10 protein-coding genes and 1 pseudogene are annotated in these 13,267 nt (G+C 38.0%); 7 read left to right on the top strand and 4 right to left on the bottom strand.

The genetic code is table 11. The annotated features are described in order from the left end of the window. On the top strand, positions 1-548 hold a 548-nt coding region (locus N7603_RS08115; RefSeq protein ID WP_262096935.1), incomplete at its 5' end, for an IS200/IS605 family accessory protein TnpB-related protein. 95 nt (positions 549-643) lie between these two features. Here N7603_RS08115 and N7603_RS08110 read toward each other — a convergent pair. Both N7603_RS08110 and N7603_RS08105 read right to left on the bottom strand, forming a co-directional pair. Then, on the bottom strand, positions 644-2,407 hold the full coding sequence (locus N7603_RS08110) for a DAK2 domain-containing protein (protein WP_262096934.1): 1,764 nt from the start codon (positions 2,405-2,407) through the stop codon (positions 644-646). A 9-nt stretch (positions 2,408-2,416) separates the two neighbouring features. Further along, entirely contained in the window at positions 2,417-2,818 is a 402-nt protein-coding gene (locus tag N7603_RS08105; protein WP_262096933.1) for a DUF2177 family protein, read from the bottom strand. A gap of 154 nt (positions 2,819-2,972) precedes the next feature. On the opposite strand from N7603_RS08105, the gene N7603_RS08100 reads away from it, so the two are divergent. Next, positions 2,973-4,352 (top strand): deoxyribodipyrimidine photo-lyase, encoded by a 1,380-nt coding sequence (locus N7603_RS08100; protein WP_262096932.1) that lies wholly within the window; start codon positions 2,973-2,975, stop codon positions 4,350-4,352. A 28-nt stretch (positions 4,353-4,380) separates the two neighbouring features. Here N7603_RS08100 and N7603_RS08095 read toward each other — a convergent pair whose 3' ends face one another. After that, entirely contained in the window at positions 4,381-5,574 is a 1,194-nt protein-coding gene (locus tag N7603_RS08095; protein ID WP_262096931.1) for an MFS transporter, read from the bottom strand. Between the two features lie 117 nt (positions 5,575-5,691). After that, positions 5,692-8,319: a pyruvate, phosphate dikinase gene (gene ppdK, locus N7603_RS08090; protein WP_262096930.1), complete on the bottom strand. Its 2,628-nt coding sequence runs from the start codon at positions 8,317-8,319 to the stop codon at positions 5,692-5,694. Positions 8,320-8,514: 195 nt separating this feature from the next. Here ppdK and N7603_RS08085 point away from each other — a divergent pair, with 195 nt between their 5' ends. The 5 genes and pseudogenes from N7603_RS08085 (at position 8,515) to mnmE (ending at position 13,238) form a co-directional block, all read left to right on the top strand. Next, positions 8,515-9,456: a DHH family phosphoesterase gene (locus tag N7603_RS08085; protein WP_262096929.1), complete on the top strand. Its 942-nt coding sequence runs from the start codon at positions 8,515-8,517 to the stop codon at positions 9,454-9,456. 1 nt (position 9,457) lies between these two features. Continuing rightward, positions 9,458-10,405 (top strand): DHH family phosphoesterase, encoded by a 948-nt coding sequence (locus tag N7603_RS08080; protein WP_262096928.1) that lies wholly within the window; start codon positions 9,458-9,460, stop codon positions 10,403-10,405. 7 nt (positions 10,406-10,412) lie between these two features. Then, the gene (locus tag N7603_RS08075) at positions 10,413-11,285 is read left to right on the top strand and encodes a tRNA lysidine(34) synthetase (protein WP_262096927.1); all 873 of its coding nucleotides are present in this window, start codon (positions 10,413-10,415) and stop codon (positions 11,283-11,285) included. Next, a pseudogene (locus N7603_RS08070) lies at positions 11,282-11,820 on the top strand (MgtC/SapB family protein). Before N7603_RS08075 ends, N7603_RS08070 begins: the two are co-directional and overlap by 4 nt. A 68-nt stretch (positions 11,821-11,888) precedes the next feature. Continuing rightward, positions 11,889-13,238: a tRNA uridine-5-carboxymethylaminomethyl(34) synthesis GTPase MnmE gene (mnmE, locus tag N7603_RS08065; RefSeq protein WP_262096926.1), complete on the top strand. Its 1,350-nt coding sequence runs from the start codon at positions 11,889-11,891 to the stop codon at positions 13,236-13,238. Positions 13,239-13,267 lie beyond the last annotated feature (29 nt).

Below are 13,267 nucleotides of genomic sequence, written 5' to 3'. Positions count from 1 at the left end.
AACGAATCGCTAAACTAGCTAGTACTAGACCCAATCAAACTATCTTAACCAAACAAATGATTCGTCTAATGGATAAGAGAAACCATCAAATGGATTATGGGATATATAAAGCAGCTAAACTCATTATCCATCACGCGATAGATAATAAAGTGAAACAAATCATCATTGGTTATAACGATACGTTTAAAGATGAACGGTTATCGGATACATATAATCAGTGGACAAAGAGTATTCCAATCGCGAGACTTAGAGACCGTATCATATACTTAGCTGAACAGATAGGTATTGAAACCAAAGTGATTAATGAAGCATATACTTCCAAAGCGTCCTATCTGGATCAAGATGAATTCGTAAAAGGTGATTTCTCAGGTGTTAGAGTCAAAAGAGGTTTATATAGAAGTAAAAAAGGCACTTTGATAAACGCTGATCAAAATGCCTCATTAAATATGATTGGAAAAGGTAATCCCGATGCCTTATGGATAGGAAGGGTGAATCACGATTCACCTCTAGTGAACACTCCTAAGCGTACATACCTATTTGGTGTGTAGTCGTTTTTAAATAAGACGAGTTAAATCGTTAAGTGGAAATGAATCATTCTTTAAAGGGTGATTTATTCACCTCTTTGTTCTTTGAACTATTCGATTTAGTCTTTACGGGTATAAGCTACCGCGACTGTACCAATGCCAGAATTCATCGCGATGATGGTTGAGATATCGGAAGTATATAAGGGTTTGATACCGGTCATTTTAGTTAAAACGGATTCATAGTAAATCGCTCTTTCTGGCGCATTCACATGAACCAATGAATAGGATTTAATACCAAACTTTGAGACGACTTCTTGGATGTGTTTAAATATCTTTTGGTCGCTCTTCTTTTGACTGAAGGCTTTATCAAAGATGATACCATTACCTTCGCCATCAATCGAAATAACTGGTTTTAAGTTAAGAATCTTTCCAGCGATTCCAACAGCTTTCTTAATACGACCAGAACGAACCATGTATTTAAGTGTTTTTACACTCACTAAAATCTTGGTTTTGTGTTTCAAATCTTCTAATTTAGAAACAACATCCGTCGCAGAAACGCCAGCTTTAATCAGTTCGTTAGCTTCATAAACCAAGAGACCTTGTGCAGCGCTATTTTGAATGGAATCTACAACATAAATGTTTTTATTTGGGAAGGCTGATTTCGCCTGTACAAAGGTGTTATGAGTCCCACTCATCTTAGACGAAACCGTGAGTACGATGATGTCCTCATAATAAGTTGACAAGAAGGAATATAGATTCTCAACAGACTTCGGATTAGGTGCAGCCGATTTAGGGTATGTTTGTAGGGTATCCATCATACCGTAGAAACGGTCGTTCTTGATGGTAAGCTTATCAAAGTGCGTAACCTCATTGATGACTACGGACAAATTGAACACATGAATTTGATTGTCTTCAATATAGCGCATTGGCAAGTCCGCTATTGAATCGGTTACCAATGCAATCTTACTCTTTTGGTGATTAGCTACTTCAAATTGACGCTTCATATCATCGACTTTTTGATCAACAATCGTACCAATCGGTTCAATTTGTTCAAATACCTTTTCAGGTGAATTGGAGTGGATATGAATGCGAATTAAAGATTCATGACCCGCAACGACCATCGAATCCCCGAGTGGGTGTAGACGTTTTCTGACTTCATCGAGGCTCATATTTTTACCCTCGATCAAAACTTCTGTACAATAACGTGTTTGATCTGGGCTGAACGATTCCACATGGATGTGCGCTTCTGGAACATCTTGCGTGGTAATATCGATATCTTCACCTAAGAAGGCGTTCGTGAAACCAGTGATGAAATGGTAATACCCTTTCGCCCCAGCATCGACGACATCAGAATCCTTTAGAACATTCAGTTGTTCTTTGGTTTTGAGTAAATCTGTTTTTAAGGACTCGACAGCCTTTTGTAATACACTTAGGATGTCTTTAGACCCTTGATAGACAGATTCTAACACTTCAGAAAAGCGTCTCATCAAGGTAATCATCGTACCTTCGACTGGTTTTTCTATGGATGCGTAAGCCTTTGAGGTCGCAACACGCATTGATTTCACAAAGTCAGATAAGGTTAATGGGTCGTTATCAATGCTAGAAGTAAAACCATGAATGTATTCAGCAAAAATAATACCTGAGTTTCCGCGCGCTCCAAAAAGCGCTGCGTTTGAAATCGAAGTCAGCGTTTCATGGATGTTCTTACCTAACTTAGACTTTAATAAGATGCTTTTCATTAAAGAAGCGAGGTTACTACCAGTGTCTCCATCCGCAACAGGAAATACATTAATCGCATTCAATTGGTCTTTTTCACGAATCACGTACTTAGCCCCTAAGATAAAGGACTTATAAATATGTTCATTGGTTATTTGATAGTTCATAAAAACCCCTTAGAATAGCCAGTCGTTGATTAAATATGTTAAAGTAGAAGTAAGGAATCCAAGCGCAGTACCCCAAGTTAAATCGATTAGGGTAATTTTGAGTGTGAAGTCTTTCATGGTTGCGAGATTGGTTAAATCGTAGGTTGCGTAAGTGACTAAACCGAAGAACGCACCAAGCAACATCGCTTTACCTAGTGAACTAGATGCTACGGAAGGTTCGATGACAAATACAACCAAGCCTAAGATGAATAGTAAATAGAAAATGATTGCAGCTACCCAATTGACATCCGGTTTAAGCAAAGACCCAATTTCTTTATTGTATAAGTCTTTCGCTACTAAACTTAGCCAAACGATATCTACAATGAAAAACACAACAAATGCAATGCCGTAAAGCTTTAGATAATCTAACATAAAATACACCTCCTGTATGGAATGGATTTCTTTCACATTTAGAAAACCTCTAATCAAATTATAGCACTTTACCCAAGTAAACTGTTACTAATTTACAACAAACGAAACGAAGTAAGAAAAAAGACATATAATAGATGATACGAGGGCTTAATTTATGAATACTGAACGAGTACAAACACTTTATGCATCAAAATCTAATCTTAATGCTAAGTATGTTCTTTATTGGATGCAACAATCTCAACGTATCCATTATAACCACGCATTAGAACGAGCAGTAGAAATTGCTAACAAAAAGAACTTACCTGTTCTTGTTTTATTTGTTTTAGATCCTAATTTTAAAGAGGCTAATCAAAGACATTATCAGTTTATGTTAGAAGGTCTAAAGGATGTCTTTGTTTGGGGAAATAAACTTGGTTTTAATATGGTATCACGAGTTGGAAATCCAGTCGAAATCGTAATAAGTTATTTGAGTGAAGCGGATACACTTATTTTTGATCAAGCCTATCTAAAATACCCACTAAAATGGCGTTATGATATTGTTCAATCGATTCAAGATAAACAACTTCCAATTACAGTTGAAATGGTTGATACGGACTTGATTGTACCTGTTCGAATCGCCTCAAATAAAGTTGAGTATGGTGCCTATACACTTAGACCTAAACTACATAAACTAATGGATATTTTTATAGACTTTAAGAAATTATCCATCTTGATCAATCAGTCTCAATTGAGTATCACTTCTGATTTTGATTTTAATAATATAGAAGTCTTATTAAACTGTTTGAATATTGATGATTCTGTTAAACCCTTTGAAGGGTTCATAGGTGGATACCTTGAGGCTATGAAACGGTTAAACGATTTTATAACAAACAAAATCGCATATTATCCAGAATCCTCCGACCCAAGTACAGAGTATACCTCACTGCTTTCACCTTACTTACACTTTGGACAAATCTCTTCATTAGAAATCGTGATGCACCTCAATCTCTTTTTACAACAAGAACGGATTTCAAAAGAACTCTACGATGCTTATGTTGAACAATTATTTGTAAGAAGAGAACTCGCTTTCAACTATTGTTACTATAACCCAGGCTACGATGACTTTAATCAAATGACCGAACCGTGGGCTTATGAGACCATGAGGGATCATGAGATGGATATCCGCACATACATTTATACAAAAGAAGATTATTTAGCATACAAAACCCATGACCCGTATTTTAATGCTGCGATGAAGGAAATGGTTGAGACTGGATTCATGCACAACTACATGAGAATGTATTGGGCGAAGAAGATTATTGAGTGGAGTAAGACCTACAAAGAAGCTTACGAAACCACACTCTATTTAAATAACAAATACTTTCTTGACGGTAGAGATCCAAACTCCTATACAGGTGTCGCTTGGTGCTTTGGTAAGCATGACCGGGCTTGGACAGAACGTAGTATATTCGGAAAACTCAGATATATGAACGATAAAGGGCTTGAACGCAAATTTGATATGCAAGGTTACATCAATAAAGTTGAATTTCGATAGAAAAAAACGTCTTTGGCAAGAATATGCCTTAGACGTTTTCATTTGGGATTGTTTTGAGTCGTAAAAATCGTAGGGTTAATAGGGTTAAGATTATACTAGATGAAAGTAAAACATAAGGATAAAATGCGATCGTAGTCTGTCCAAACATAAAACCAGCAAGTGGCGTCAATATGCCAAAACCCATATACCCGATCACCATTTGAAGAGAAATAATTTTAGATAACTCCTTCGGTTTAAAGTGGGTATTATTCGCAAACATCATGTTTGGATAGATTGGACCAGACCCAATTCCAAGTAGAACTACAACAACGAAGTAATATGCTTCAAATTTTACATTAAATAAGAATAATATAGCCCCTAACAGGATCAAACTGACGCCCATTAAGATTAATTGGTGTGGGTTAAACTTTTTCGCTAAAAATCCGGAAAGCAATCTACCTACAGTAAGACCTAAGTAGTAAGTGGTTGCGAAGAGTGCAGCAACCGGAGCGGTGACTCCACGTTCAGCGTAAACAAATGAAGCGATCCATACACCAAGTAACGATTCAATATGAACATAGAACAAGAATATAAACATCGAGTTCAATGCACCTTTAATTCTAAAAGCGACTTTAAGGGGAATATGTTCGTGAGATTCTTTTTCATCTTCAGTTTCTTTTTGCCAGAGCTTAAATGATAGAAGAACAATCATAGCGATGACTAACAAGATGGTACCCACAATGATATAACCCAAGCGCCAGGAATTTAAGTTTAATGTATAGGCCATAATCGAAGGGCCAGCAGTTACACCGATACCATAGAAGGAGTGTAGGTAACTCATATGGGAAGCCTTATAGTTTTTTGCTAAATAATGATTTAATGAAACGTCAATCGCACCGGCACCCATACCTAAAGGAATTGCGAAGAACAACATTTGATAGAACTCACTGACTTGGCTTAAGAGAATTAGTGCAACCCCTGTGAATGTAATGGAGATGAATGTAATCCATTTGGTTTGAAACAACCTTAATAATCTAGGTGCGTTATAAGTTGAGATGATCGACATAATGTAGATGACAACAGTCATCATCCCTAAGGATCCTAGCGGGACATTCAGATCACTTCTAACCAGATTCCACGCAGAACCTAATAAAGCATCTGGTAATCCCAGTGCGATGAATGCGATATAAATTACGAATAAGAGTAACAAAGATAATAATACTTGTTTTTTAGATTTTGTCATAAATAATCACCTTCTCCATGATAGCATACACAAAACAAAAAAGCACCCAAAGGGGTGCCATAAAACGGGTTTTAGAAAAAAAAGACGCTGGTTTTTGGTCAGCGTCTTCATCTTTAATTATTTGCGAGGATTTCTAATTTGAGCTTGTGCAGCCGCTAAACGTGCTAGAGGCACTCTAAATGGTGAACAAGATACATAAGTTAATCCTGTGTTATGGCAGAATTCAACAGATTGTGGGTCTCCACCGTGTTCACCACAAATACCAGTCTTGATATTTGGACGAACTTCGTTACCTAAGTTTACAGCCATCTTCATGAGTTTACCAACGCCTCTTTGGTCGATATGAGCAAATGGGTCAGATTCAAAAATCTTGGTCTTGTAGTAATCAGGTAAGAACTTACCAGCGTCATCACGGCTGAAGCCGAATGTCATTTGAGTTAAGTCGTTTGTACCGAAGGAGAAGAATTCAGCTTCTTTAGCAATTTCGTCAGCTAATAAAGCAGCTCTTGGAATTTCGATCATAGTACCGACTAGATACTTGATGTTTAATCCAGACTTCTTGATGAGTTCATCCGCAGTCTTCACAACGATGTCTTTAACGAACTTGAATTCTTTCAATTCGCCGATTAAAGGAATCATGATTTCAGGTTCCACATGTAAACCTTCTTTGGTTACGTGGATAGCCGCTTCGATAACAGCCTTAGTTTGCATTACGGCAATTTCAGGGTAAGTAATCGAAAGTCTAACCCCACGGTGACCTAACATTGGGTTTGTTTCATGTAAGTCTTCGATGGTTCTCTTTAATTCTTCAAATTCTAAGCCCATATCTTTCGCTAATTCTTTGATTTCAGCGTCTGTATGAGGTACGAATTCGTGTAGAGGTGGGTCTAAGTATCTAACGGTAACGGCATAGCCTTCCATTTCCTTATAAAGTTTGATAAAGTCTTCTCTTTGCATCGGTAACAACTTAGCAAGGGCAACTTCTCTTTCTTTTAAGTTCTTAGCCACGATCATTTCACGCATTGCTTTAATACGTGAAGCTTCGAAGAACATATGTTCAGTACGGCATAGACCAATACCTTCAGCACCGAATACACGCGCTTGATGAGCGTCTCTTGGAGTATCCGCGTTGGTTCTAACTTTTAATACACGGATTTCGTCAGCCCAGGACATAAGGGTTGCAAAGTCACCAGAAACAACAGCTTCTGTAGTTGCAATCTTTTCGCCATAAACATAACCAGTCGATCCGTCGATGGAAATATAGTCACCTTCATTATAACGTTTACCGTTAATGGTGAAGAACTTACCAGCTTCGTTAACTTTGACTTCACCAGCACCAGCTACACAGCATGTACCCATACCACGCGCAACAACGGCAGCGTGTGATGTCATACCACCACGAGCGGTTAAGATACCTGCAGATACAACCATACCTTCGATATCTTCAGGAGAAGTTTCTTGTCTAACTAGAACCACAGGAAGTTTGTCTTTCTTGACTAATTCAGCAGCTCTTTCAGCGGTGAATACCACTCTACCATATGCAGCACCTGGAGATGCAGCGAGACCTTGAGTGATTGGCTTAGCAGCCTTTAATGCTTTAGGGTCAAATGTAGGGTGTAATAATGCATCTAATTGAGAAGGTTCTACTTTTAATAGAGCTTCTTCCTTAGTTAATACACCTTCATTGACTAAATCGATAGCAATCTTGACAGCGGCTTGAGCAGTTCTCTTACCGTTACGAGTTTGTAACATGTAAAGTTTACCTTTTTCGATGGTAAATTCCATGTCTTGCATATCTCTGTAGTGTGCTTCAAGTTTTTTTGCAATACGATCGAATTCATCGTAAAGTGCTTCGTTTTCAGCTTTTAGTTCAGCAATTGGTTTTGGTGTACGGATACCCGCAACAACGTCTTCACCTTGGGCGTTAAATAGGTATTCACCATATAAAACGTTATCCCCATTTGCTGGGTTTCTGGAGAACGCAACCCCTGTACCGGAGTCTTGACCCATGTTACCGAAGACCATGCCTTGAACGTTAACCGCTGTACCCCATTCGTATGGAATGTGGTTTAACATACGGTAAGTATTCGCTCTTGGGTTATCCCAAGATCTGAATACCGCTTGAACGGCTTCAATTAATTGGACTTTTGGATCTTGTGGGAAAGGTTCGCCCTTTAATTCTTGGTATTTAACCTTGAATTGTCCAACAAGTTTCTTTAAGTCGTTCGCATCTAGATCAGTATCTAAATGAACGCCTTTTGCTTCTTTCATTGCTTCTAATAAATGTTCGAAATTCGCTTTGTCAATTTCCATGACAACGTCAGCAAACATTTGGATGAATCTTCTATAAGAGTCATAAGCAAAACGTGGGTTATCGGTAAGTTTTGCTAACCCCTCCACAGCTTCATCGGTTAAACCTAGATTTAAGATGGTATCCATCATACCTGGCATAGATGCTCTAGCACCAGAACGAACAGATACTAAGAATGGGTTTTTTGAATCTCCAAATTTCTTGCCGAATTCAGCTTCAGTTTTTTCTAAAGCGGCAAAAATTTGTTCTACAACTTCTGGAGCAATCTTTTTACCGTCTTTGTAGTATTGGATGCAGGCTTCAGTCGTAACTGTAAACCCTTGAGGAACAGGTAGACCTAAATTGGTCATTTCCGCAAGGTTTGCACCTTTACCACCAAGTAGGTTTTTCATGCTTGCTTGTCCTTCTTTGAACAAATAAACGTACTTAGTCATTGTATCTTCCTTTCATAACGATTTTCATACAGTTAAATTATAACACAAGATAATAAAAAGACAACGATTTTCATGCGTGTGTCCGCACATGCACACGATATTACGCTTTATTATCATTCGATTTAGTGGTATACTAATATAAGGCCCCGAAGGCATAAAATGGCTGTTTGACCCTAGAAAGGACTCAAAAACCTTATGTATAAAGACATTTTAGACAAAGTGATGGCTTACGAAACCATCATCATTCATAGACACTCCAAACCGGATTTTGATGCGATTGGATCGCAGGTTGGTTTAATGGAAATCATTAAGGAAAACTTCCCTGAAAAAGCAGTTTACGTTGTGGGAGACCAAAACCGTTTTGACATGGATAAAGATATGCAAAATATCCTAGATGAAACCTATCAAAACGCCCTTGTTTTCATCCTCGATGTGGCAGTGAAACACATGGTTTCGGATGAAAGATATAAACTTGCTAAAGAAGTCATCGTCATCGACCATCATAAAAACGATTGTGACATCGAGAATGTTTCATTGGTATTATCGGACTCAACATTTAGTGCTTGTGCAGAACTTATTACTGATTGGGCACTTGAACTAGAATTGATTATTAATAAACGTGCGGCTTCGTTCCTATATGCTGGAATCGTAACCGACACAGGTCGTTTCCAATGGATGCATAAACCAGAACGCGTATTCTTAATCGCTTCAATGTTAACAGCTCATGGTGCTAAAACCACTGAACTCTATGATTTCTTATATGTGGAAACACTAGAATCTAAACAGATGAAGAACTATTTCGCAAGTCGCTTTGTGTTTGAAGATGGCGTTGCTTATTTAAAAAATGATCAAGACGTTTTTGAAAAGTTTAATGTGGATGTCTTCACAGTTTCGAGAGGTATGATTAATCTCGCAGCGGGTATTGAAGACATCAAGATTTGGCTTAACTTCACGTTTGATAAAGAGAAAAATGCCATTTTAGGTGAATTTAGAGCCAGAGGTCTTAAGATTGTCGATATTGCTAAAAAGTACGGTGGCGGTGGACACGAACAAGCTTGTGGTGCAGTTCTTAAGACTTGGGATGAAGTCGATCAAGTCATCCAAGATTTTAAACAACTATTAAAGGAGAGTAACTAATATGATTAACCCAATTATTATTAAGAAAATTAAGGAATATAACCGCATCATCATCCATGGTCATCAAAGACCTGATGGCGACTGTTATGGTGCTCAGTTCGGATTGAAAAGCATTATTCAAAACTCATTTCCAGAAAAAGAAGTCTATGTGGTTGGTGAAACCTCAGATTTCGTCAGTTTTGTAGGCACACCAGATATCATCGAAGACAGCTTATATGAAGGGGCTTTATCGATTGTAGTGGATACCGCAACCGAAGAACGTATTTCGGATAAGCGCTACAGTTTAGGTAAAGAAATCATCAAGATTGACCACCACATTCCTGTGAATGATTATGGTAAATACAAATGGGTTGATACCAATTACCCATCCTGTGCTCAAATGATTGCTCATTTTTATAAGACCTATAAAAAGGAATTAAAGTTAGGGTACGAAGGCGCATTAGCCATGTATGTAGGGATCTTAACAGATACCGGCAGATTCCGCTTTAGAGGGGTATCTAAACAAACCCACGAAATCGCAGGTATGTTATTAGAATATGGTGTCGATGTCGAATTTGTCGACAGCAAACTCTCCATTGAAACCCTCAATATGATTCGTCTTAAAGGCTATGTGTTATCGAATTTTAAGATGACTGATGCAGGATTTATCTATGTGACATTAGACCGTAAAACCATTGAATCCTTTGGTGTTACAGATGAACAAGCCGCTTCGATGGTTTCCGTGATTGGTGGTATCGAAGGTTACCCAGTATGGGCGATTATCTTAGAATACCCAGGTTCGGAAATTCGCATTAGATTGCGCTCTAACGGTCCTGTGATTGCACCTCTTGCAAATGAATTTAATGGCGGTGGACATGCGAAAGCATCCGGTTGCAAAATCGATTCATGGGCAGACTTAGACCGATTCATTTCAAGAACGAATGAATACATTAACGACTTAAAGAAGTAGGTATCTTATGGAAATTAGAGAGGTATGTGAACGCATTGTCGTCACAGAACCATTACAATCACTAGAACAAATTGAACGTAGCTTGATTAAGTCTTACCGCAAAGAAATTTGGGCTAAGTTCATCAAAGCCATCAAAGACTACAAGTTAGTCGAAGAAGGTGATAAAGTCGCAGTTGGTATCTCAGGTGGTAAAGACTCTTTATTGATGGCGAAACTATTCCAAGAGTTACATAAACACTCGGATGTTAAGTTCGATGTGGTTTATCTAGCGATGGACCCAGGGTTCGCTCCAATCAACTTAGCATTATTAGAGTCAAACTGTAAGTATTTAAATATTCCACTTGTAATAAAAAAATCCAACGTATTCGCTGTTGCAGGTAAAATTGCCTCTGACAATCCTTGCTACATGTGTGCGAGAATGCGTCGGGGGTTCTTATACAACGCAGCCCAAGAATTGGGTTGTAATAAACTAGCATTAGGTCACCACTTTGATGATGTTATTGAAACCACCATGTTAAATGTATTATATGGAGGTCAATTTAAAACGATGGTACCGAAGATCTCAGCAGATAACTTTGAGGACATCGAACTTATCCGTCCACTCTTTTACATCAAAGAGTCGGATATCATTCGCTTTACCAAAACGAACGGTATTCAATCGATGAACTGTGGCTGTACTGTGGTAGCAAGTAAAACTTCTTCAAAAAGAAGAGAAATCAAGAATATGATTGCAGAAATGCGTAAGATTCACCCAGAAGTCGATATATCCATCTTCAAAGCGGCAGAAAATGTGAATTTAAATGCTGTACTTGGTTACCAATACGAAGAAGAAAAATATGATTTTAATACAATTTATGACGAAAGGAACAAGAAGAAATGAATCCATTTGAACTAGAATTAGAAATCTATCGAAGCGGTGAATTTTTCATGATGGTTGTCGTACCATTGTTGATTTCACTGGTATTTAGCTTCCTAATTGGGTTAGAGAGACAAAACATCGGTAAATCAGCCGGAATCTCTGCGCATATTCTAATCGGGATGGCAACCGCAACGATTGGGATTGTGCAACTATTCATGTACCAAGCACAAGGTGCAGACTCCTCTGCAGATAACCAAAGATTGATTGCTCAAGTCTTACCAGGTGTTGGTTTCATCGGTGCTGGTGTCATCATGAAAGGTGGAAAACCATCATCGGATTAACCACGGCAGCTACCATCTGGGCAACTGCCATTATGGGATTAGTTGCAGGGTCAGGGTACTTAATTACAGCTTCCATTTTTGGAACATTCCTAGTATTGTTCATTTATCTAAGAGATATCAAACGTGGGATTAATCCATTTATTCCACACGTTCATCATGATTTCTTAGAAAGTGAAATTGATATTGAAGACGACGACAAACGCCGTCACGCTTAAAGAATAAAGACGCAATCCTGCGTTTTTTTCTTCTTTTTCGAGTATAATGAGGACGAGGACGTGATGTTATGATTTACGATACAATCGCAGCGATATCCACCCCATATGGGACAGCAGGGATTGCCGTTATTAGAGTCTCTGGAAGTGATGCTATTTCACTAACCAGCCAAGTCTTTAAAGGTAAAAATTTAAACAAAATGAAAAGCCACACGATAGCTTACGGGCATATCGTTGATAACAAAGGAATAGTCATTGATGAAGTCATGGTTTCGGTGATGCGTGCACCGAAAACATTTACTGCTGAAGACACTGTTGAAATATCCTGTCACGGGGGAATTTTAGTGACTCAAAAAGTGCTAGAAATAGTCCTTGAAACGGGGATTAAACTTGCTGAACCAGGTGAGTTTTCTAAACGTGCTTATGTCAACGGACGTATCGATTTGACTCAAGCAGAAGCCATCATGGATCTTATTCACGCAAAAAACGAAAACGCGATTAAATTGGCATTATCCGGTCTTCGAGGCGATATTAAAACAGGTATTCAAAACCTCAGAGATGAACTTTTAAACATCGTTGCTCAAATTGAAGTAAATATAGATTATCCTGAGTACGATGACGCTACGACAATGGGTAATGACCTCATCAAACCCGAGGTCATCAAAATCCGTGAAAAGTTAATCCAATTGCTCGATGATTCTAATAAAGGTAAGATTATTCGAGAAGGCGTTAAAACAGCTATCGTTGGTAAACCCAATGTAGGAAAAAGCTCACTACTAAATGCACTATTAAAAGAAGAACGCGCCATTGTTACAGATATTGCAGGAACAACAAGAGATACCATTGAAGCTTCAATCAACATAGGAAATATTACGTTAAATCTTATAGATACTGCAGGGATACGTGAAACCACCGATTTGGTTGAAAAAATCGGTGTGACCCGTTCTAAAAAAGCGATTGAAGAAGCGGAACTGGTCATTTTAGTTTTAGATCAGAGTAGAAAAATATCTTCTGAAGACATTGAATTATTAGAAGCTACACAAACGAAGAAACGCATCATCGTGGGTAACAAAAATGACCTTCAAAAGGCAATCGATCTAGATATCCATATGTTAAAATTATCAACATTAACCAAAGAAGGTTTGTCTGACCTTGAAAAAGAAATCGTTAAAGTATTGGGTATGGATGATATCCAAGAAAAAGACTTTAACGTGATCTCAAACATGCGTCATATTGGTAAAATTAAAGAAACGATTCAATCTCTAAATGACGTTTTAAACGCCATCGCGATTGATATGCCAATTGATATGACCGAGATTGATTTGAAGAGAGCTTGGCAGACTTTAGGTGAAATTACAGGAGATTATCATCCTGAAGATTTAATCAGCGAATTATTCTCTAAATTTTGTTTAGGCAAGTAACAATTCATATCATATATGATATAATACAA

The organism is Paracholeplasma vituli (assembly GCF_025446935.1).
In the GTDB taxonomy this organism is placed as follows: domain Bacteria; phylum Bacillota_I; class Bacilli_A; order Acholeplasmatales; family UBA5453; genus Paracholeplasma; species Paracholeplasma vituli.
This window is presented reverse-complemented; position numbering and strand designations above follow the sequence as displayed.

Excerpts from the sequence above, each read along its gene's own strand:
- N7603_RS08085 (WP_262096929.1), top strand. The coding sequence starts at position 8,515 with ATGTATAAAGACATTTTAGACAAAGTGATGGCTTACGAAACCATCATC.
- N7603_RS08080 (WP_262096928.1), top strand. The coding sequence starts at position 9,458 with ATGATTAACCCAATTATTATTAAGAAAATTAAGGAATATAACCGCATC.
- N7603_RS08100 (WP_262096932.1), top strand. The coding sequence starts at position 2,973 with ATGAATACTGAACGAGTACAAACACTTTATGCATCAAAATCTAATCTT.
- N7603_RS08095 (WP_262096931.1), bottom strand. The coding sequence starts at position 5,574 with ATGACAAAATCTAAAAAACAAGTATTATTATCTTTGTTACTCTTATTC.
- N7603_RS08105 (WP_262096933.1), bottom strand. The coding sequence starts at position 2,818 with ATGTTAGATTATCTAAAGCTTTACGGCATTGCATTTGTTGTGTTTTTC.
- N7603_RS08110 (WP_262096934.1), bottom strand. The coding sequence starts at position 2,407 with ATGAACTATCAAATAACCAATGAACATATTTATAAGTCCTTTATCTTA.
- ppdK (WP_262096930.1), bottom strand. The coding sequence starts at position 8,319 with ATGACTAAGTACGTTTATTTGTTCAAAGAAGGACAAGCAAGCATGAAA.
- N7603_RS08075 (WP_262096927.1), top strand. The coding sequence starts at position 10,413 with ATGGAAATTAGAGAGGTATGTGAACGCATTGTCGTCACAGAACCATTA.
- mnmE (WP_262096926.1), top strand. The coding sequence starts at position 11,889 with ATGATTTACGATACAATCGCAGCGATATCCACCCCATATGGGACAGCA.